The organism is Olivibacter sitiensis DSM 17696, assembly GCF_000427965.1.
In the GTDB taxonomy this organism is placed as follows: domain Bacteria; phylum Bacteroidota; class Bacteroidia; order Sphingobacteriales; family Sphingobacteriaceae; genus Olivibacter; species Olivibacter sitiensis.
In genome coordinates this window covers 237,201-256,271 of the sequence record NZ_ATZA01000001.1, presented here as the reverse complement: position 1 = coordinate 256,271, position 19,071 = coordinate 237,201, and the positions used below count along the sequence as shown (strand labels likewise).

The 19,071-nt window shown below is 44.4% G+C and carries 19 protein-coding genes and 2 tRNA genes; 9 read left to right on the top strand and 12 right to left on the bottom strand.

All coding sequences use genetic code 11. The features are described 5' to 3' along the window. From A37S_RS27670 to A37S_RS0101155, 8 genes are all read left to right on the top strand, one after another. Nucleotides 1-181, top strand: a 181-nt coding sequence (locus A37S_RS27670) for a hypothetical protein (protein WP_028295413.1), incomplete at its 5' end; no start/stop codon positions are given. 61 nt (nucleotides 182-242) lie between these two features. Beyond that, nucleotides 243-1,103, top strand: coding sequence for a hypothetical protein (locus A37S_RS0101185; RefSeq protein WP_169719411.1), 861 nt, complete (start codon nucleotides 243-245; stop codon nucleotides 1,101-1,103). A 7-nt stretch (nucleotides 1,104-1,110) separates the two neighbouring features. Further along, on the top strand, nucleotides 1,111-1,440 hold the full coding sequence (locus A37S_RS0101180) for a hypothetical protein (protein ID WP_028295411.1): 330 nt from the start codon (nucleotides 1,111-1,113) through the stop codon (nucleotides 1,438-1,440). Nucleotides 1,441-1,485: 45 nt separating this feature from the next. Next, entirely contained in the window at nucleotides 1,486-1,899 is a 414-nt protein-coding gene (locus A37S_RS0101175) for a hypothetical protein (RefSeq protein ID WP_028295410.1), read from the top strand. A gap of 49 nt (nucleotides 1,900-1,948) precedes the next feature. Next, nucleotides 1,949-2,185 carry a hypothetical protein gene (locus tag A37S_RS0101170; RefSeq protein ID WP_028295409.1) on the top strand — a complete coding sequence of 79 codons (237 nt, stop codon included), beginning with the start codon at nucleotides 1,949-1,951 and terminating at the stop codon, nucleotides 2,183-2,185. A gap of 4 nt (nucleotides 2,186-2,189) precedes the next feature. After that, a complete protein-coding gene (locus A37S_RS0101165; protein WP_028295408.1) occupies nucleotides 2,190-2,807 on the top strand; it encodes a zeta toxin family protein in 618 nt (205 codons plus the stop codon). Nucleotides 2,808-2,968: 161 nt separating this feature from the next. Beyond that, a complete protein-coding gene (locus tag A37S_RS25995) occupies nucleotides 2,969-3,862 on the top strand; it encodes a response regulator transcription factor (protein WP_051292624.1) in 894 nt (297 codons plus the stop codon). A gap of 127 nt (nucleotides 3,863-3,989) precedes the next feature. Continuing rightward, nucleotides 3,990-4,331 carry a hypothetical protein gene (locus A37S_RS0101155; RefSeq protein ID WP_157278287.1) on the top strand — a complete coding sequence of 114 codons (342 nt, stop codon included), beginning with the start codon at nucleotides 3,990-3,992 and terminating at the stop codon, nucleotides 4,329-4,331. On the opposite strand, the gene A37S_RS27355 is transcribed toward A37S_RS0101155, so the two are convergent. From A37S_RS27355 to A37S_RS0101120, 7 genes are all read right to left on the bottom strand, one after another. Then, nucleotides 4,328-5,530, bottom strand: a complete 1,203-nt coding sequence (locus A37S_RS27355; RefSeq protein ID WP_028295405.1) for a tyrosine-type recombinase/integrase — start codon at nucleotides 5,528-5,530, stop codon at nucleotides 4,328-4,330. The genes A37S_RS0101155 and A37S_RS27355 overlap by 4 nt on opposite strands. A gap of 107 nt (nucleotides 5,531-5,637) precedes the next feature. Continuing rightward, nucleotides 5,638-5,711, bottom strand: a tRNA-Asp gene (locus A37S_RS0101145). A 48-nt stretch (nucleotides 5,712-5,759) separates the two neighbouring features. Next, nucleotides 5,760-5,833 (bottom strand) — tRNA-Asp (locus tag A37S_RS0101140). An 84-nt stretch (nucleotides 5,834-5,917) separates the two neighbouring features. Further along, nucleotides 5,918-6,880: an endonuclease/exonuclease/phosphatase family protein gene (locus A37S_RS23140; protein WP_051292623.1), complete on the bottom strand. Its 963-nt coding sequence runs from the start codon at nucleotides 6,878-6,880 to the stop codon at nucleotides 5,918-5,920. Nucleotides 6,881-7,040: 160 nt separating this feature from the next. Continuing rightward, nucleotides 7,041-8,114, bottom strand: coding sequence for a peptide chain release factor 1 (gene prfA / locus A37S_RS0101130; protein ID WP_028295404.1), 1,074 nt, complete (start codon nucleotides 8,112-8,114; stop codon nucleotides 7,041-7,043). A 76-nt stretch (nucleotides 8,115-8,190) separates the two neighbouring features. Continuing rightward, entirely contained in the window at nucleotides 8,191-8,952 is a 762-nt protein-coding gene (locus tag A37S_RS0101125) for a UDP-2,3-diacylglucosamine diphosphatase (protein WP_245586279.1), read from the bottom strand. Beyond that, complete coding sequence (locus tag A37S_RS0101120; RefSeq protein WP_028295402.1) at nucleotides 8,949-11,597, bottom strand: glycoside hydrolase family 2 protein; 2,649 nt, start codon at nucleotides 11,595-11,597, stop codon at nucleotides 8,949-8,951. Before A37S_RS0101120 ends, A37S_RS0101125 begins: the two co-directional genes overlap by 4 nt. 147 nt (nucleotides 11,598-11,744) lie before the next feature. Here A37S_RS0101120 and A37S_RS0101115 point away from each other — a divergent pair, with 147 nt between their 5' ends. Then, nucleotides 11,745-13,892: a prolyl oligopeptidase family serine peptidase gene (locus A37S_RS0101115; RefSeq protein WP_028295401.1), complete on the top strand. Its 2,148-nt coding sequence runs from the start codon at nucleotides 11,745-11,747 to the stop codon at nucleotides 13,890-13,892. 8 nt (nucleotides 13,893-13,900) lie between these two features. Here A37S_RS0101115 and pepT read toward each other — a convergent pair whose 3' ends face one another. The 5 genes from pepT to A37S_RS0101090 are packed head-to-tail and all read right to left on the bottom strand — an operon-like array spanning nucleotide 13,901 to nucleotide 19,055. Continuing rightward, nucleotides 13,901-15,148: a peptidase T gene (gene pepT / locus A37S_RS0101110; RefSeq protein ID WP_028295400.1), complete on the bottom strand. Its 1,248-nt coding sequence runs from the start codon at nucleotides 15,146-15,148 to the stop codon at nucleotides 13,901-13,903. A gap of 10 nt (nucleotides 15,149-15,158) precedes the next feature. Further along, nucleotides 15,159-16,685, bottom strand: a complete 1,527-nt coding sequence (locus A37S_RS0101105) for a tetratricopeptide repeat protein (RefSeq protein ID WP_211229697.1) — start codon at nucleotides 16,683-16,685, stop codon at nucleotides 15,159-15,161. 33 nt (nucleotides 16,686-16,718) lie between these two features. Further along, nucleotides 16,719-17,468 (bottom strand): zinc ribbon domain-containing protein, encoded by a 750-nt coding sequence (locus A37S_RS0101100; RefSeq protein ID WP_028295398.1) that lies wholly within the window; start codon nucleotides 17,466-17,468, stop codon nucleotides 16,719-16,721. Between the two features lies 1 nt (nucleotide 17,469). Continuing rightward, entirely contained in the window at nucleotides 17,470-18,567 is a 1,098-nt protein-coding gene (locus A37S_RS0101095; protein ID WP_028295397.1) for a Nif3-like dinuclear metal center hexameric protein, read from the bottom strand. A 5-nt stretch (nucleotides 18,568-18,572) separates the two neighbouring features. Beyond that, nucleotides 18,573-19,055, bottom strand: a complete 483-nt coding sequence (locus A37S_RS0101090; protein ID WP_028295396.1) for a hypothetical protein — start codon at nucleotides 19,053-19,055, stop codon at nucleotides 18,573-18,575. Between the last annotated feature and the right edge of the window lie 16 nt (nucleotides 19,056-19,071).

The following is a 19,071-nucleotide window of genomic DNA, read 5'->3' as shown; positions in this document are numbered from 1 at the left end:
GTTGCAGGTTCTCCGGGTAAAATCCCAGAGCAAAAAGGCGTTTTCCACCATTGCTGCACTGATAAGAATCCATTTAATCAGTAATCTTGAGATATATTGGATGGTGCAGAACAGCAGGAGAACTTACAGCAAACAGAAAAAACGAAATAAACCACCTTGTATACAGGTAGAACTGTTCTAAAAAACAGGGGGGGGNGGCTTTTTTATCTAATGAAAATATTTACTGATAATCAGTAAGTTAAGTGAGTTTATTGCCTGTTTTTAAGTTTATCCGTTTGGTAGTGAAATTAAATATGGTTTTGTTACAGGGTATCATTGAAAGATCTCCCTGTTTTCCGAACGAAGCGGATACAGTCAGCCTGTTCAGGCCGGAGATGGCCACTAAGTATGTCCGTTTCATATATGATGATGACCAAGACCGCCAGCTGCCGTCCAGTGTACCACCGTTCAGAACTTGGATGGCAAGCCTTAATAAAGATATTCAGGAAGGTAGCCGGATATTTTGGATCAGTAAGCTTTTCGATGACTATCGATATCGGAAGGAAAGATATTTTAAGCAATATTATTCCAATGATTACAATGTTCCTAATCCACCGAATACCGGTATATATACGGTGTTTTCAGAGGAAGTAAGCAGTTGGAATGGAGTAAAGAACGTACTTTTTATAAAATTCCATTCTACCTCGGAACGTGCTTGGACTTGGGCAGATTACAGTAGTTTTTCAACCGACATGGTGAGAAAAAACCGTTTATCCTTTGAAATATTCAGGGGCGATGCCTGTTTGATAAATTACGATGCTATCGGCAGGGATCAGTTGAAAACCCTCGAATTTTACCTGCATACAAGAATCGGACGGGAAGATTATTTACAATACATCCCTATCCTGAACGAACTGTTCAAGGCCAAACATGAAGAAATAAAGAAAGAGGATGATTTTATACGTTTGGCTCTTTCCAATGCCGGACTTGATCCCGATGGTGATTTTCAACAGGGTATATCGGCAATGGAATGGTGGAAGTTGAAAAACAAATGGAAACGCGGGCTATCCACCGATGATGCAAAGGCTCTACGTATGATCGTTAGCAAATTAAAAAAAATATAAAACACTTATGCCACTAGAAAACTTTAAATATGTTCATGAATTCGGTAGCCCAATAATGAGCTTAAAATTCAAAGGTCAGATAATATCCAAACAATGGCCGAAAAATAATTCGGGATACTTCTTTTATCTGAAAATCTATGTAACGACTGAATTTGGGGAACATATCATCCTGAATTGCTTTCGGGATAAAAGAAGCGGAATCTATTCTCCTAGAAAAGGAAATTTGGATTTCAAGGAAGTCCAAGAAGGTTCGTTTGTGGATTTTGAATTGTCCCCTTCAGCTAAGGGCTATTTTAATATCGTTACGGCAATTTTGTCACACACCACAACAATTTAACAAGAGGAATACTTAAATTTGACCAATAAAGGTATATTTGATAACATGGGATTAATCGAACTTTTCGAAAAGGGACAGCAAAAAGCAAAAGACAGGGATGCCTTGGCCGTTAAGCTTATTACCGTCAATACGTATGATGATGATACTTTGGTGTCTTTTTTTGACCGGTTTTATCCCGAAGCCGAGGTTCGTAAAAATTTTCTTAAGAAGTATTTTTCAATTATCTATCCGCTTTACCGAAGTCCTTTGCTGGCTGCTATTTTCGGCATATCTTCGGCCGCTTTACGGAAAATGGCTAGTAGACATAATGTACGTAAAGCCGAAAATTGGACTTCCGAGGAAGATGAATTCCTTAAGAATAATTACAAATCTATGTCCAATAAAGAATTACAGGCACACTTAGGAAGAACAAAGTGGGCGGTAATATCCCGTTATCAGATTTTGACCGGTAAGAAGTAATTTGGGAATTTACCATACAATCCCTATTTTTGATTTATCAAACATTAGTATGGCAGAGTTAATTTTAAATAGCAGTTTAGGAAACCTACAGGATCGGCAAGACCGTTTATCAAAAGGTGTTACCAAATTAAAATCAAAACTCAAAAATGCCAACATTCCCGAGGCTTATAAGGACAGCCGGTGTCAACTCCCAAATCAATGGATTTACCTTTATCCCGATGGTCATGAAGAACTGGTGGAAATCAATACCACTTCAATGGTTGCCAAAAAATTAAAGGAATACTAGAGCCATGTCAGAGTTTATTTTCGCTGCCGGCCCAAATGGGGCTGGCAAGAGTACCCTTGCGCAATATCTTGCGCCCGATAATGCCGTTATAATCAACGGGGATAAAATAAGGGAAGAATCCAAAAATCTACAACAAGCTGAAAGAAAAACCAAAAACCTCATTGAAGGTGCTTTGATCCTAAACCGGCCAATCTACTACGAGAGTAATTTTCTTGATCCAAGGGATAGGGAATTTTATCTTTCTTTTCGCCAGCATGGATATTCCCTACAGTTGATATTTATGGGACTTAACACAATTGAGGATTCTGTTCAACGCGTTTCTCAAAGAGTTCAGTCTGGAGGTCACTTGGTTCCCATTACAAGTATTGAACTTAATTTCAAACACGGATTGCGTAACGCTATTAGCAATTACAACGACTTCGATACTGTCATGTTGGTTGATAACCCTTTGGGTAAAGATCGCAAAACAGAGATTGTATTCGCATCGGAAAACGGCAAGGAAATTTTCAGGACAAACACACTTCCCGTTTGGGCAGACACATTACTTCATCATGTGAATAACCCCAATCTACCCCTGCCTTTTGCAGACGAAATCGATGAACACAGGGGACGAAAAAGATAACCCACGTAATGAATCTTTTTCTTAGTTTTGCCCCCAATATTAAAAAAAGTTGATTTACCTGTTGTCGCGATCTAATAGTTGACAACGTCTTTGCACATATGCCGTACATTGTCTCCCAAATAGGCAATACTCGGAGATTACATACAAGTCGCTTTGCATCAATGATTACATTTTTATTTATTGGGCTGGAAGCATTTATGTTGTTTTACCAGTTGGTTTCCATTATTAACCGCCCATCAAATAAGCACAGATTATACTTCATCGTTTTACTTTTGTTGCTGATTGTCTACAATTTTCTTGGCTGGGTGATTTCAGATCAGACGGCTTTATCCCAAGGCTCTAAAATATACTTTAATATTATCGCTTACGGGTCGGGCTTTTTGCTTTCGAGCTACATCCCTTTTTATTTCTTTAAAGGACTTGAATTAAAAAACATGAAGTTTCATGCTCATTATGGAACATGGCTGTTTATTTTTTTGCCATTTATTATCTTCTTATGCATAGAATACCCATTAACACAAGACTTGGAACAATCGGTTCAACATGCGGTTGTACTTCCATTTTTCTATTCCATAGTGCTTATAATACAAATGTACAGGGCGATCTACATTAAATTTAAATATCAATTCGATTTATCATCCGAAGCGTATCTTACCTATCTTGCCGTTATCCCTTGGGTAACCCTTCCGGCAATCACCTTTTTTCAGTATCCTCATGCCATTGAAATCTGGCCAACAAATATAGGTATGGCTATTATTGCAATTATATTTGTAAGGAATGACATACGCCAGCAAAGGGAAGAGGACAAAAGGTTGTTATTATTCAAAGAATCACAAGGCGAAGAGCTTTTCATAATCGGAGCTAAATCTTATAATTTAACCCAACGAGAAATCGAAATAGCACTGTTGATATGGAAGGGAAATAAATATAAGGATATTGCCGAAAGACTTTTTATATCTCCAAGAACAGTTACAACCCATGTTCAAAACATATATTCAAAAACTGGCGTTTCAAGCAGATTAGACCTAATTCGAAAACTGGAATCCAAAAAATAGCTAATACGTACTTTTACGTAGATGGTAATTACGGTAAATACATTACGTTATTACGCTGTATAGCGTATTTGCAATTTAGCACCAACCCATGATTTTTGGACGATCAATAACGTTCAAAAAAGTGTTTATGCGTTGCTTTAATAAACAACCGTCCAATAATGCTCAAAATAACGTAATCTCAATAACTGATCGTACCGATCAGCCAATTCCGTCCAATAAACGGGCAGAAGCTTTGTTAGCATTGGCTAAGCTGGTAGAGTACCGTGATCATTTCAATAAACTAGATGGATTTAAGGTTGATTGGAACAACCCAAAAGTTACTAAATGGTGTATAACGATTGATGGAAGAAAAGTAAATACTTTTCTCCCTACTAACCGATACTTTCTTTACTTCGGCAATAAAATTACAAGAGATCAATTTTACGACACCTTCCATGAATTAATTAGTCAAGTACAAATTTTATATTAAAGGGAAATGGTTTTGCCTTTCATAATACTACTGTCTACCATTAACTCCCTCTTGTATGCCATGAAACTTTGATAATCCGTATGACCAGTAAGGGTCATCACTTCCTGATCACTAAAACCGGCCATTAAAAGATTAACCACTCTAGTGTGTTTCCAGCCGTACAGCGTATATTTATTATCCAACCCTAGTTGATCTTTGATCGGTTTGTATCTAACGCTAAAACCGTCCTTATTGGTCTTAAATTCGCTAGGTTTATTACCCCTTCCAAATACGTAGAAATTAAGAGGTAATTCAGTTAATGACATCGACTGGATCAACTCCATCAATTCATCGCTAATAGGAACATACCTATCCCCCGTTTTCGCTGTAGGGGCAATAGCCTTGATCTGCCGTGCGTTCAGGTCAATATGCTTCACTTGTAGCAACCTTATCTCCCGTGGCCTCATACACGAGTAAAATATCCATTTCACGTAATTGTACAAGTCCGAATCCTTTTCCAGCTCCTTCTTTACTCTCTCTGCTACTGCCGGTGTATAATACCGGTTCTTTTCAGCCCGATCTTTTTTCAGCTCTATATCTGAAAGATCAATGCGATATTCTATGTCGGGGTTTTCCCTTTTTTCAAGTTTTTTAAGCCTTCCAAAAAGCGTTACCAAGAATTTAGCATGATTGTTATAGGTACGTGGTGACCAACCTTCCTCGTCATAGTAGGTATCAAGAAATTCGAGCATATCTGATAAGGTTGCCTCGCAAACCCTCATATCTACTTTTTCGTTCGCTTCTATCCATTCCTTAATGTTATTTATGAAACTTTCATAGGTCGATACCGTTCTTTCGGCTAAATTCCTCGCCCTGCAATCGGCGGTAAATTTCTCCAATCCCGTAAGAAGATCCCATCCGCTCATTTCTCTTTCTGCTTTTACAATGGATTGCTTTTTTTCTTGAATGGCGTTTTCATACCTTTCCTCAATGTCAGGGAAGAAAGGATTGAAGCCCTGTTCCAATTCTTTTTTAAGAAATTTAAGCATTGCCTGAATTTCTTTTTCCCTTTCACCTAAGTCGTGAACATAGTTTATGCCACCTGATAGCTCAAATCTTTTATATCCGCTAGAATCAGGACGAAGGTAATACAAAGCAATAAACCACCCACGCTTTGCTCGGATGATCTTTGGTTCTTTGTATTTTGGCAATGATCCCATGCTTTTAAAATATTTACCAGCCCCCTTTTTTAGTGGGACTTTTGGTGGGGCTTTACCCCCATTAATAGAAAAACCCCCTCTACTATGCGTAGAGGGGGAATTTTCAGCGGTCCGGACGGGACTCGAACCCGCGACCCCATGCGTGACAGGCATGTATTCTAACCAGCTGAACTACCGAACCAAATAATTTATGTAAAGAACTCGAGTTTAACCTACTCCTAGTTTTCAGCGGTCCGGACGGGACTCGAACCCGCGACCCCATGCGTGACAGGCATGTATTCTAACCAGCTGAACTACCGGACCTATTTCCCTTGTTTTTGGGACTGCAAATATAGCGTGTTTTTTTTAATTGCAAACTTTTTGCCGATATTTTTTATCGCTAAACAGCTAGGTCAGTTTCCACTCAAAATCGACTGCCACGGGCAAATGATCGGATAAGGGAAGTCTATTGCCATCTGTAAACTTCTTGCCTTCTATGCGGTAGTTGCTAGGCTTCAACTTGATTTTCCGGCTGCTCCTGTAAAATATTTTGTCTATGGACTCAGACAGATGGTCTATATCCAACAAAGGCAAATATTTTATGCTCTCTAAGATTTCCGGTAGCTGATTGCCATTCATCAATTCGATCCACGTATCGGTGAGACCTGCTTTTTTCACCAGTTCTTTTACATTGTCCCTGGGGTCGCTGTACGAGCTGTTCATATCGCCCATGACCAATACCGCTTCGCCCTCGGAATTGGCCTGGATAAAAGCCAGAAGCTGCCTCATATTCAGCCTGCGGGCATAGGCCGATTTTGCATCTTCATAGGCGTTGGCGTGCACGTTGTACAGGTCTATGAACACCTCTTTTGCCAAACCTATACGGCAATAGGAAAATCCTTTGGGAGTGAAGCAATTGGAGGCCGTACAATGCCTCCAGGGCACGCGTTTCAGTTCGTAGATAGGGAAACGCGACAAGGTGTTGAGGCCATCGCCCCATAGGGCAGGTCCCTTGGTTACGGTGCGATAAGGATGCTTATTGCCTTCATCGTACAAGGCAGCATGAAAATTGAAATCTTCCTGGACATTGACGATGTCGTATTCGTTGATTTTATTGCCTATCAAGGCCGTACTGGACTTCCTATCCGTAATGGCCTGTGAGATGATACCAGGTAGTCCCGCTATATTGTAGCTCATTGCGGAGAAAAATCCAGATTGATGTTCATTGCTAGGCTTTGGCAATCTGCTGGTTACCCTCACAGGCACTTTCCTGCTATTGCTCAAATTTCGCTTCACCTTGGCGGCAAGGTAAACGAACGAAGAATAAACCAATAGTTTAACTAGCGCTTTCTTTTGCTCTTTTAAAGGCATACGAAATTCCTTTGATGATAAAAAACAACAAAATCCAAGCCCCTAATCTATGAGTTTTTTTTAAGAGAAAAACTTTTTAGAGGCCCTGTTCTAGGATGTTGCTTTGTCATGACGTTAAGCAGCGAGATCCAGCCCGCTCTATTGGTATTATTATGCTAATCTATAAAGTTTCCCCTTCTTTCATTTTCTCTGCATTCTCTGCAAATTGGAGGGCATCTATAATATCCTGTATATCGCCGTCCAATACGGATGGCAAATTATAAAGTGTCAAACCGATACGGTGTTCGGTCAAGCGTCCTTGAGGGAAATTGTAGGTCCTTATCTTGGCCGAGCGGTCGCCGGTAGAGACCATCGTTTTACGCTTTGCGGCGATATCGCCATGCTTTTTCTGCACTTCCCGCTCATAGAGCTTGCTTCGAAGCATTTCCATTGCCAATTCGCGGTTGGCTAATTGCGAACGTTCTACCTGACAAACCACCACAATGCCAGAAGGTCGGTGCGTAAGCTGTACCTTTGTCTCCACTTTATTGACGTTCTGTCCGCCAGCACCCCCTGAACGCGAAGTTTGCATATCCACGTCCGCAGGGTTGATTTCCACATCCACCTCCTCTGCTTCGGGCAATACGGCTACAGATGCCGCGGAAGTATGCACCCGCCCTTGTGTTTCAGTATCCGGCACACGTTGCACACGATGTACACCCGATTCGTATTTCAACGTGCCGTACACATCTTCGCCGATGACCTTCAGGACAACCTCCTTATAGCCGCCGGCGGTGCCTTCCGTTACATCCAATACCTCAGTACGCCAGCCTTTCTTCTCGAAATAACGCGTATACATTCTATACAAGTCACCGGCAAACAAGGCAGCTTCATCTCCTCCCGTACCACCACGGATCTCCAAGATAGCATTCTTAAAATCCTCCGGGTCTTTAGGAATTAGCATCAGGCGTATCTCGTCCTCTTTCTTGTCCTTTTCTTCCAACAGTTGATCGAGGTCTTCCTTCGCCATATCCTTCAATTCCTGATCTTTCTCATTGGCTAAGATTTCCTTATTGGCATCTATATTGCTTACTATATTTTTGTAGATGTGGTATTGCTCCACGATCTTGGAAAGGTCCTTGTATTCTTTGTTTAGCTTGGCAAAACGCCGCATATCGCTTATGGTATCCGGATTACTCAACTCCTTCTCCACATCTTCCCAACGCTGTTTTATAGCTTCTAATTTATCTAGCATGTTTGTATATTTTCCTATTACCCCCCTTATTCGGCAATGGGTTTGCAAAAATAATCAAAATAGATGGAAACTTGCATCACCCCTCCCATTCCATGAGATGTACGGTTTCTCCGTCAAAAACGGCATAGCTGTTAAAGTTCATCCATTCTCCCAGATTGATGTAGCGACTACCGCCACTTAACTTCACGTCCAGAGGAAGATGCCGATGTCCGAAGATGAGGTAATCGTAATAGGTATGCGTCAACACCTCCTTGGTGTACACGATTAACCATTCCTGCTCGTCTACCTTGCGCTGCTCTTTCTTCCCGTTGGCTATACGGCTATGTTGGGACCAGCGCAGGGCTATGCCTATACCCAGATTGGGGTGAATCCGCGCGAAAAGCCATTGGCAGAAATTGCTCCGGAAAAAGCGCTTTAAAAACTTATATTTCCTGTCTCCCGGGCCTAGCCCGTCGCCATGATGCAGAAAAAAACGCTTGCCATTTCGTTCTATGATCAGTTCGTCGGAAATGATCGTGGCTCCGATTTCCTCCTTGAGATAGCCAAACATCCACATATCATGGTTGCCCTTGAAAAAAGTAATGTGAACCCCCAGGTCCGAAAGTTCCGCCAGCTTGCCCAGAAAGCGCACAAATCCCCGAGGCACCGCCGTCCTGTATTCAAACCAAAAATCAAAGACATCTCCCATCAGGTACAATTCGGCAGCATCCTGCTTGATGTGGTCTAGCCAACGCACAATGCGATCTTCACGCTCCCGGCTTTTTTGGTAGTTAGGAACCCCTAGATGAAAATCCGACGCAAAATATATTTTGTTGCGCATGGCGCTATCTCCACTCATTTTATCTCTATCAATTGCTTTCCCACATTCCAGCCTTCCAACTCTACCTGAGCGCCAGCGCCCCACTTGTCTTTGGCGCAGTGGAGCTTGATACTTCTTTTACCACCTGGCGACAACGAAAAGTAATTATCATCATAGAAAGTAGGCAGTATTCTTTCTCCCGTCTTGCCATCCACCAGCGAGACTCGATTGAAGAAGGCTACAGGCCCCAGCCCATCATTGATCAACTCCAATAGGATACTTTCATCATTCAGCTTTTTGGCAGAGGCGCGCATCTTTGCCTGCGCCAATCCTTGCAAGCCACTGTATTGCCCCTTGCTGTCCGGCAACCAATAGAAATTTTGGCTCACTAGTGATTGATTCTCCCTTAACAATTGTAATTGCAGGAAAAGCCCTTTCTCACTGGCCAGTTCCTCAATTTGCTTTTTCAAGGACAAGACAGGCTTCACGGTGGAAGGTTCCAGATAACAGAAAACCTGCACTAGCTTTGTTTCCTTTCCGCTCATATCAAAGGCCTTTACCAGCAGCATCAGGTTATTTTGCTTTTCAAATTGGTGGTTTATCAAAGTGACGAAACCATTACTGGGATTATACATGGCGTGTACCGGCTCACTACCATTACGCAATCCATACAAGGAAGCATTTGGGTCAAGGTAATAGTCGTACATCTGCCCGCGCATGGACGTCCACGGATTTTGCGTCTTCCATATCATGGTACCCGTATACCAGTCCCACATATGAGAACTAAAGCCTTCCATCAGGGCGCGGTATTGGTCATAGTTGACCAACTGTGCCTTTTTTGCCCAATCCGTTATATCGGCTGTTTCTCCATATGGAGCAACGTGTTCCCCATAGCCAATATAGGTATGGTAGTCCCACACCGAATCCCAGCTTTCCTTGCGGACGATGCTATCCCACAGGGGTGCCGCCAAGTTTTCCTCATCCAGAAAACGTCTCAGGGAAACGATATCGCCTACCCCCACCGAACCTACTTCGCTATTGAAAGGATAAGTCCGCTCGTCGTAGAACACAGATACGGGCTGTATGCCGTAGGGACCATCGCCATTGCCACCGATGAAGTTAAACGACATATCATTGGAGTTGGAATAGTCCACAAACCAACGGGTACCGTCCAATTGGGGCAACAGGGAATCTCTGAGGCTTACCAAAATATCTTCGGGTGGCGTTATTTCATTACCGCCGCACCAAATGGCTAGCGAAGGGTGGTTGCGCACCATTTTTATCATGTCTGCCGCAGATTCCAGGAACAGGCCGTGGTCGTCCGGGTATTTTCTCCTTGTCCATTGATCCTCCAGCTTCTTGGGATCTTCCCAGCGTCCGTTGCAATCGCCCGAAATCCAAAAATCCTGCATGACCAAAAGCCCATACCGGTCGCAGGCCTCGTAAAACTCGGGACGTTCCGTAATAGCTCCTCCCCATATGCGTATCAAGTTGAGGTTCATATCGCGATGAAACCTGATCTCGGCATCATACCGCTCGTCCGAGAAGCGCAGCATCGCGTCAGATATGATCCAGTTCCCTCCCTTGATAAAAATAGGCTGCCCATTGACGGCAATTTCTTTACTGCGAGTCCGTTCGTTCCACGATGTCTGTATTTCCCGCACCCCAAAGCGCACATCTTCTACGTCTTGCAACTCGCCGTCACTGGCTATGAACTTCAGTTGCGAATGATAAAGATGCTGTTGACCATATTGATGCGGCCACCATAATTGCGGGTTTTGCAAGACAAAATCGGGCAGTTGTACTGTCTTTTTCTCTTTTGGTTCTAACCGAACTCGGGTTTTTATATCCTCTCCTTCCAGTGTATAGTGCAGGATACCTGAAATGGGCTGATCCGACGCATTGACCAACTCGGCACTGACCCGAAGGGTCGCCGGTGCCTGCTGCTTATCTTGAGGCATCCGCTTGCCCGGCACCAGTGTCACCACATGCGGATTCAAGAGATCTACCCTTCCCGTTTTCTCGATGAACACTTTGTCCCATATGCCTGTATTCCTATCGCGAATGGGCCGTATCCAGTCCCAACCCGCCGTATATTGCAAGCCCACGTTTTTGGCAATCTGGCCATCCCCTCCCTGCCCACCGTTGGGCTCTCCCACGAAATCGGGTGGACGCACGATCACGGCCAGGCGGTTGTTGCCATCTGCCGACAACAAGTTGGTAATATTGAATTTTCTACGCAGGTACATCCCCTTAAATGGCGTTTCGTTCACCTTCTTCCCGTTGAGGTATACGTCGCAGCTGTAGTTGATGCCCCTGAAAGATAACCATACCTGCTGGCCTTCCTTCGGTTTTTCCTCTTTAAAATCCTTTGCGAACCAATAGGTATAGAAATCTGAACCTGTCTCGTAGATGTCCGGAATTTTCTCATTGTTCATGCCCCAAAATGGGTCGGGCATATCGCCATTGGCGACCAAAGAAGTGAGTACCGTCCCGGGCACTGTGGCCTTTTGCCATCCTTTCAGTTTGTAAGCGGTCGAGGAAATCTCTTGCCCACCTTGTTTCACGGCATCTTGCCGCATCATCTGCCAACCTGAATCGAGCTCGTAGCGTTCTTGAGCAAACGTAAAATCAAAAAAACAAATTATTCCGACGAAAAGTAAACGAAGTCTAGATGAAAACATACTTAATTAAGAAAACAGTCAATTATCACCCTCCAAACTTAGACAAAAATGGCATGATAAACAATTTCAGCAAAAGTGAACAGCAAATAATCACAAAAACACTAATTTAGGCCATGTAAAAATGGTGCGATAAAAACAGTCTACATTATGCACAAGAACAAGATATATTTTTTGCTTATGTCCATCGGATTAGCCGCATGCGGCGGAAATAAAAACGAGATCAATGCCTTGCAAGACATCAAGGTAATGCCATACCCTGCAACAAAAAAAGGAGATTTAAAAGACACCTATTTTGGTACGGAAGTGCCAGATCCCTATAGGTGGCTGGAAAACGATACGGCCGCCGACACCAAGGAATGGGTAAAGGAAGAAAACGACATCACCCAGGCCTACCTTTCGCAAATTCCGTATCGGAAGGCCATGTATGAGCGCCTGGAGAAGTTATGGAACTACGAAAAGTTTTCCGCGCCTTTCAAGGAGGGAGGTTACACCTATTTCTACAAAAATGATGGCCTGCAGAACCAATCCGTGCTTTACAGGGAAAAAGAAACCGACAAGAGCGAGGTCTTTATAGATCCCAATAAATTTTCGGATGACGGCACCACGTCATTGGCAGGCGTTGAATTTACAAAAGATGGCAGCCTCGTCGCCTATCAGATATCGGAAGGGGGAAGTGACTGGCGCAAGGCCATCGTGCTGAAAACGGATAACAAGGAGGTCGTGGGCGATACGCTGATCGACCTCAAGTTTACCGGATTGGCATGGAAGGGCAACGAGGGCTTTTATTACAGCAGCTATGACAAACCCAAAGAAGGGAGTGCGCTATCGGGATTGACCCAGCACCACAAACTGTATTTCCATAAATTGGGTACCAAGCAACAGGACGACCAAATGATCTTTGGCGGTACGGAGACTCCTAGAAGGTATATCGGCGCCTACCTCACGGAAGACGAGCGTTTCTTGGTCATTACTGCGGCCAACACCACCAGTGGCAATGAACTATACGTGCAGGACTTAAAGTCTGCCAATAGTCCTATCGTAAAGGTCGTAGCCAACGATGAAAAAAGCCACTATATTATCGATACAGATGGCGATCACCTTTTGATCTATACCAATCTGGATGCGCCAAATTACCGGTTGGTAAAAGCTCCTTTGTCCAATCCTACCCCGGAACACTGGAAAGACGTCATACCGGAAACCGATCAGGTATTGGAGGTCAACACCGGAGGAGGCAAGCTTTTTGCCAATTACCTGAAAGATGCCACCTCCTTGGTCAAGCAATTTGACTATTCCGGCAGGGAAGAACGCGTCATCGAGCTGCCGGGCATAGGCTCTGCCGGAGGTTTTGGTGCCAAGAGGAACGAAAAGGAGCTATACTATTCCTTCACTTCCTATACCTATCCGACCAGTATTTTCAAATATGATATTGCTTCTGGCCAATCCGAATTGTACAAAAAACCAGCGGTAGATTTTGATTCCGAGCAGTATGAATCCAAACAGGTCTTCTACTCTTCCAAAGACGGCACTAAGGTTCCCATGATCATCACGTATAAGAAAGGCCTGAAACTTGATGGGCAGAATCCGACCATATTGTATGGATACGGTGGGTTCAACATCAGCCTGACACCATCGTTCAGCATTGCCAATGTACTTTTTCTGGAACAAGGTGGCATATATGCCGTGCCTAACCTCCGTGGAGGTGGCGAGTATGGCGAAAAATGGCACCTAGCAGGCACCAAAACGAAGAAGCAAAACGTATTTGACGATTTCATCGCCGCGGCTGAGTACCTGATAAAGGAAAAATACACCTCTTCGAGCCATTTAGCCATTTCGGGCGGATCCAATGGCGGTCTGCTGGTAGGCGCCGCTATGACACAACGACCAGAACTATTCAGGGTCGCTTTTCCTGCGGTGGGTGTTTTGGACATGTTGCGCTACCATAAATTTACGGCAGGTGCAGGCTGGGCCTTTGATTACGGCACGGCAGACGATAGCAAGGAGATGTTCGAGTACCTTTACCATTACTCACCTTACCATGCGCTGAAGAAGGAAACGTCCTATCCGGCTACCCTGATTACCACTGCAGACCATGACGATCGCGTAGTGCCGGCACATTCCTTTAAGTTTGCCGCTAGATTGCAGGAATACCACAATGGTACCAATCCCGTGCTCATACGGATAGAAACCAAGGCCGGCCATGGCGCCGGCAAGCCCACCTCCATGATTATTCAAGAGGCGGCAGACAAGTTTGCCTTTCTGTTCCAGAACATGGGGCTCTCTTATAAGGAGAAATAGGCCATGGCCTATTTCTCCCAAAGGGAAGCTATATGGATGATGGTCTGGACAGCTTTTTGCATATCCTGTACAGATACCCATTCCTGCTTGCCATGAAAGGCATGCTCGCCAGCAAAAACATTGGGACAAGGTAGCCCCATGAAGGATAGCCTGGAGCCATCCGTGCCGCCACGAATACTCCTTACAATCGGCTCCAGCCCTGCCTCCTTGATGGCCGCGATGCCTATATCCATCACCTTGGGGTATTTATTGAGCACCTCCTTCATGTTTCGGTATTGCTCTATTACTTCAAAACGATAGGTAGCCCTTGGGTATCGAGATATAACTTCTTTCACCAATCGCTCCAATTCGGTTTCATAGTGTTTCAGAAATTCGCTGTTGAAATCACGAATGATAAATTCGAGCGTAGCCTGCTCTACGGAGCCCCTCACGGCCACTGGATGTATAAATCCATCCCTACCGCTGGTACTTTCGGGCGAAAGCCTATCCTTCGGCAGCGCGGAGATAACCTCTGAGGCGATCTTGATGGCACTTTGCATGCGTCCCTTGGCAAAGCCCGGGTGCACGCTCACCCCTTCTATGGTTACCACCACACCATCGGCAGAAAAGGTCTCGTCCTCTATAGAGCCCAACGTTTCGCCATCTATGGTATAGCCAAAGTCTGCCCCCAGCTTTTCCAGATCCACGTGATCTACGCCCCGCCCTATCTCTTCGTCGGGAGTAAACAAAATCCTGATTTTTCCATGCTTGATCTCGGGGTGCGCTACCAGAAGCGCAACGGCATCCATTATGGCGGCCACACCCGCCTTATTGTCCGCACCCAGCAGCGTGGCGCCACTCGCCGTAATGATATCATTGCCGTGCTGTTTGGACAGATCGGGGTGCTCGCTTTCGCGAATGACGATAGAAGTGTCGTTCGGCAATACCAGGTCTTCGCCCTGATAATTCTTATGAACGATCGGCCTCACCCCTGTTCCACTGCAATCGGGCGACGTGTCCATGTGGGCACAGAAACAAATAACCGGTACACCATCCCTGTCCGTGTTGGCTTCCAGGGTCGCATAGACATAACCATACTCGTCCAGCCCGGCATCTTCGACTCCCAGCTGTTGCAGCTCCTTTACCAAGACCTTTCCCAGATCCTTTTGCTTCTCCGTAGAAGGAGAGGTCTCCGAATAGGGATCGCTTTGCGTATCTATTTTCACATAGCGCAAAAAACGTTCAGTTACACTATGTTCTTCAAGCTTTATCTTCATATCTAAATTTTTACTTTATACCTTTCAAACGACTAATGCCCTCTTTTGCCTTATGCTCTATACTACTTTCGTATGGATGATTTTTCATGTCTATAGCCTTCTGGTAAAACAAAATGGCCTGTTCGTAATTTTTCTGCTGCTCGTAAATGTTTCCAGAAAGCAAGGCCGCATTTGCCGCATAATAGTAAGGCGAATCGCTTCCCAAGTCTATGGCTGATTTATAAAACTTCAATGCATTTGCCATGCTACCAGCATCCTGGAATATGCGCCCATAGCGATAGCAAAACTCAATCTTATCCCTCTGCAAGGGCATCTTGTTCGGATCCAATCGCAGCAGGCAATTCTTCGCTCCCTGTAAGTCTCCCCCATCATAAAGCAAGCGAGCCTTCAGCAAGTCGGCATTCGGGGCAGCATCAGCAATCTCGTTTAGTGCTTGCTTATCCCGCTCCTCAAATGAGTAACCCTTGGTCTTCACCAACTGGGTATACTTTTCATAGGCGGCCTTATCGCCTTCTATCACGCTTATCCAAGCCAAACGAAGATAGGCATCTTTCGTAAAGGAGCGCTGCTTGTTCTCATTGATAAATTGTAGAAAGATTTTTTTCGCTTCGCTATCCAAGCGATTCATCTTGGCGATGGCAAAAAGATAGGTGAGATAGGGATATGCGATGTAGGCCCTGCCACTTGGTTTGGACTGGAGAATACTGATAGCTCTTGCACCGTGGCCGGACTTAGTAGCATACTGTGCCAATATATAGGTTTTAAGCAAACTCTGGGAATCTATCTGCTTACAAAGCGATTCAATGCGTTCATATCCGTGCTGCTCATTGGTAATGTTCATATACACTTGGGCAAGATAAAAGACCGTCTCGTCATAAAAAACCGATCCTGACAGCCCTTTCACGGCATTTTCCAGCATTTCTTTGCCTTTGGTGGCGTTTCCCCGCACGCCTAGCGTACCTAAAGCCTTCTGAGCTCCTGAAGGCAATGCTCCCAAGACTGCCTGCACCATGCCATAAGCCTTTTGCGATGGCAAGAAGTCCGGATATTGGTCTATACTTTCTTTTAAAAGGGCATTGGTACGCTTTATTTCCAGTGCTGAGTTCAGGTATTCTCCATACCTGCCACGGAGCAATGCCCATTGGAGATTGACCTCCGCCTGTGCCCACAGGTAATAGGGAGAATCCTTGTCGCCAGCCGCCAACCTATTTAAGCGCTCACCCTTGCTCTTCTTCGCTCTTTCAAAAAGGGGTTTGTCATCCGTGCAGAGCAGGTAAATATAGTCATAATAATTCTCTAGGAGAGGTATAAAATCGTTTTCGGGCAGCGTTCTTTTTTCTTGCTCCAGACGTTCCTTTGCGGCGTTTAGCCTTAAAGACATGATATCTTGATAGGCCTGTTGACAGTTGGTATTGAAAGTGAACTTGGCTTGAGCCATCGAAAACGCCATGAGCCACACACCCAATGCCAAAGGCATCCATAAACAACTACTTCTCATAGATGACCAAGACAAAAAAGAGCCTGGATTGTTTTCCAAGCTCTCTTCTCTTTTTATAAAATTGCAATTTAACTAGGCATGTACATGCTCTTCAGCATGGGCAAAAGCCTCATCGACCAATATACGTCCGCAATGTTCGCAAACGATGATCTTTTTTCTTTGACGGATATCCAATTGACGCTGGGGAGGTATCTGATTGTGGCAACCGGAACAGGAATCGCGATCGATGGTCACGACAGCCAATCCATTCTTGGCATTGCCACGCAGCCTGGTATAGGCCGTCAACAAGCGATCTTCAATATGGCTTTCCGCTTCCTTGGCTTTCTCTACCAATACATCTTCGTCCTTTTGGGTTTCGCCAGTGATGGTGTCCAGTTCCTCTTGCTTTACAGCCAAATCCTTTTTGCGTTCTTCAAGCTCGGCCTGTGTTTTCTCGTAATTCTCCGTTTTGTTCCTTATTTCGTATTCAAACTCACGGATTTTTTTCTCGCTTACTTGAATATCCAATCCTTGGATCTCAATTTCTTTCGTGATAGCTTCATATTCCCGATTGTTTTTCACATCGTTCAACTGAGCCTCGTATTTCTTGATGCCCGCTTGTGCATCAGAAATCATGTTCTTGCGAGTCACGATGGAGTCTTCCAGATCGTCCAACTCACCGCGAATTTTCTCAATCCTGGTTTCCAGGCCAGCCACTTCATCTTCCAGATCGGCCACCTCAATGGGAAGTTCACCTCTTATCTGGCGAATTTTATCTATTTGCGTATGAATCGTTTGCAAGTCCCAAAGTGCTTGCAACTTCTGTTCTACAGTCTGTTCAATATTAGACATAATACTTTATGGGGTTTGTATTTACTCCGGTTAAACGGACTGCAAAGTTAGGAAATTTTTTTTGAATTATTTCCAACAATAATTCCTGTGTAAATTGCTCACTCTCAAAATGTCCAATGTCGGCAATGAGGGTCTTGCCCTCGGCATCAAAAAACTCGTGGTACTTATAGTCTGCCGTGACAAACGCATCGGCTCCTGACCGAATGGCATGCTGTAGCAGGAATCCGCCAGCTCCTCCACACACCGCCACGCGCTGCACCGGTTTATTCCTAAATGCCGTATGCCTAATGACCGATGCGTTCATGCGTTCTTTCAAGAAAGCAAGAAAACGCTGTTCTCCCATTGACATGGGTAGATTGCCGACAACACCAGACCCCACGTCGTCGCTTCTGTTCTCCAAGCGAAATATATCATAAGCTATTTCCTCATAAGGATGATATTCATACATCGCTATCAAGACGGCCCTTTCTTTATAGGTGGGATAGATCACCTCAATTTTGAGCTCTGGCTCCTTATGCAATAAACCTATATCTCCCAAATAGGGCTGAGCGCCCTCCGACGGTTTATATGTACCATAGCCATCCAAGTTGTAGCTACACTCACTGTACTTCCCTATTTCACCTGCGCCGGCAGCAAAGAGGGCATTTCTAAGTATATCGGCGTGGCTATGCGGCACAAACACGGCCAATTTGTGATATATTCCTTCCTTTGGAGCCAACAAAGAAACGCCTTCAAGCCCTAACTTTTCGGCAATTTTGCCATTCACACCGCCTAGCACGTTGTCCAGATTGGTATGAATGGCATATAACGCAATATCATGCTTTATGGCTTTCATAACCACCCGTTCCACATACGTGCTACCGCTGAATTTCTTTAAGCCCTTGAATACGATAGGATGATGGGAAACGACCAGGTTTGCACCATGGGCAATTGCCTCCTCTATCACCTCCTCGGTACAGTCGAGCGATACGATCGCCTGTGTAATCTCCCTATTTGGGTCGCCCACAATAAGGCCAGCATTATCATAGCTTTCCTGATAGCCAAGCGGTGCTATTCCCTCTAGAAAGCTTGTCAATTCAATTAATCTCATATAATTTACATTTCGCCAGAAGGTTTACCTTTCCCTTTGCTTTCCAAGTAGCGGTCATGCTCTGCCAAGACATGCTTAAAGTGAATCACCTTAGTCCAATAGAGGACAAAATAAGTCATATAAGCCAGCGCAAACACCATGCTGACACTTGGGATAGGCAGACTCACTAATAGGCTTAGCACGGCAAATACGCGCCCCGTTGAACGGCCCGGATTCTCCTCTTCGGCAATTTTCCGGTCATAAAACTCATTTGTCAATGAGTCGGAAAGCCGGTTGGCCACAACGAATTGCCAATAGACATTAAAAATAGGCAATAACAACAAGAAAGCATGGTTGGGCTGTATAAAGCGATTTTCGGGGGCAATCAGCTTAATCGTGCTGCGTACGCTGACAACATATGCCACGTAAACAGCCATTATCAAGATCGCCATAAAATAAACCAAGAGCTTGATATCACCATCAAGATCTTGGAATGTAATGTTTTCCATTTGGCACGAAATTACG

Bases quoted from the DNA above. Each gene is read 5' to 3' on its own strand.
- A37S_RS0101180 (WP_028295411.1), top strand. From the start codon at position 1,111: ATGCCACTAGAAAACTTTAAATATGTTCATGAATTCGGTAGCCCAATA.
- A37S_RS0101175 (WP_028295410.1), top strand. From the start codon at position 1,486: ATGGGATTAATCGAACTTTTCGAAAAGGGACAGCAAAAAGCAAAAGAC.
- A37S_RS0101170 (WP_028295409.1), top strand. From the start codon at position 1,949: ATGGCAGAGTTAATTTTAAATAGCAGTTTAGGAAACCTACAGGATCGG.
- A37S_RS0101165 (WP_028295408.1), top strand. From the start codon at position 2,190: ATGTCAGAGTTTATTTTCGCTGCCGGCCCAAATGGGGCTGGCAAGAGT.
- A37S_RS25995 (WP_051292624.1), top strand. From the start codon at position 2,969: ATGATTACATTTTTATTTATTGGGCTGGAAGCATTTATGTTGTTTTAC.
- A37S_RS0101155 (WP_157278287.1), top strand. From the start codon at position 3,990: ATGCGTTGCTTTAATAAACAACCGTCCAATAATGCTCAAAATAACGTA.
- A37S_RS27355 (WP_028295405.1), bottom strand. From the start codon at position 5,530: ATGGGATCATTGCCAAAATACAAAGAACCAAAGATCATCCGAGCAAAG.
- A37S_RS23140 (WP_051292623.1), bottom strand. From the start codon at position 6,880: ATGCCTTTAAAAGAGCAAAAGAAAGCGCTAGTTAAACTATTGGTTTAT.
- prfA (WP_028295404.1), bottom strand. From the start codon at position 8,114: ATGCTAGATAAATTAGAAGCTATAAAACAGCGTTGGGAAGATGTGGAG.
- A37S_RS0101125 (WP_245586279.1), bottom strand. From the start codon at position 8,952: ATGAGTGGAGATAGCGCCATGCGCAACAAAATATATTTTGCGTCGGAT.
- A37S_RS0101120 (WP_028295402.1), bottom strand. From the start codon at position 11,597: ATGTTTTCATCTAGACTTCGTTTACTTTTCGTCGGAATAATTTGTTTT.
- A37S_RS0101115 (WP_028295401.1), top strand. From the start codon at position 11,745: ATGCACAAGAACAAGATATATTTTTTGCTTATGTCCATCGGATTAGCC.
- pepT (WP_028295400.1), bottom strand. From the start codon at position 15,148: ATGAAGATAAAGCTTGAAGAACATAGTGTAACTGAACGTTTTTTGCGC.
- A37S_RS0101095 (WP_028295397.1), bottom strand. From the start codon at position 18,567: ATGAGATTAATTGAATTGACAAGCTTTCTAGAGGGAATAGCACCGCTT.
- A37S_RS0101090 (WP_028295396.1), bottom strand. From the start codon at position 19,055: ATGGAAAACATTACATTCCAAGATCTTGATGGTGATATCAAGCTCTTG.